General features: G+C 63.8%; 1 protein-coding gene. It reads right to left on the reverse strand.

The genetic code is table 11. The features are described 5' to 3' along the window. Positions 1 to 1238 (reverse strand): strawberry notch C-terminal domain-containing protein (locus EOA75_RS32975; RefSeq protein ID WP_206517126.1); only part of this gene is annotated, 1238 nt, incomplete at both ends.

The following is a 1238-nucleotide window of genomic DNA, read 5'->3' on the forward strand; positions in this document are numbered from 1 at the left end:
GTATTGGGTTTCGAGATTGCCCCCCGGGCGGAACACCCCCTGCCCGCCGGTCTGGCGTTGCCCGCGCGTGATGGCGCCGAGCGTGTCGAGTCGCCTGGCGATGGTGGAGAGGAACCGCCGTTCGGCTTTCACATTGGTGGCGACCATGCGGAAACGCGGCGGCTGCGCCTGGTTGGTGCGATGGCTGCGTCCGAGACCCTGGATCGCAATGTCGGCGCGCCACCCGGCTTCTAGGAGATTGTGCAGACGCAGGCGCTGGTTCTTCGCGCCGAGATCGGCGTGATAGGATCGCCCCGTGCCGCCGGCTTCCGAGAAGATCAGGATGGGCTTTTCGTCGTCCATAAAGGCGCGGGTCTCGTCGAGATTGGCGCTGCCCGAGCGGCTTTGGACGGCAAAGCGGGCGATCGTGCCGCCATCGTCGCGGCGCACGATGCGGCGCGTGCGCCCGGTGATCTCGGCCACGAGATCAGTGCCAAATCGCTGGACGATCTGGTCGAGCGCGGTCGGGATGGCGGGCAGACTTCCGAGCCGTTCGAGCAATGCATCCCGGCGCGCGACGGCTTCGCGACACAGGACGGGGTTGCCATCAGCGTCATAGACCGGCCGCGACAAAAGATTGCCTTCGGCGTCGGAATATTCCTCGAAGAGTTGGGTCGGAAAGGAATTGTGCAGAAATTCCGCGACGATCTCGCGCGGTGTGACGTCGACCTGAATGTCGCCCCACTCGTCGGTCGGAATCTCGGCAAGCCTGCGCTCAGTGAGCGACTGGCCGGTTGAGATGATCTGGACGATTGCCGCATGGCCCTCCTCCACATCCCTCTCGATAGGGCCGATCAGCGCTGGCGTCTTCATCGAGGTCAGCAGGTGGTTGAAGAAGCGCTGCTTCGAGCTTTCGAAGGCGGAGCGTGCAGCGGCCTTGGCGTTCTTGTTGAGTGTGCCCTTGCCGCTGGTGATGCCGGAGGCTTCGAGTGCCGCGTTGAGATTGTTATGGATGACCTGATAGGCCTCCGCATAGGAATCGTAGATGCGGACCTGCTCATCGGAAAGTCCATGTTCGAGGATGTCGTATTCGACGCCCTCGAAGGACAGGGATCGGGATGCGTAGAGACCCATCGCCTTGAGGTCGCGCGCGAGCACCTCCATCGTGGCAACGCCGCCGTCCTCGATTGCGGCGACGAACTCGGATCGCGTCGCGAACGGAAAATCGGCGCTGCCCCACAGGCCGAGCCGCTCGGCAT

The sequence above is a fragment of the Mesorhizobium sp. M1A.F.Ca.IN.022.07.1.1 genome (assembly GCF_003997575.1).
Classification (GTDB): Bacteria; Pseudomonadota; Alphaproteobacteria; order Rhizobiales; family Rhizobiaceae; genus Mesorhizobium.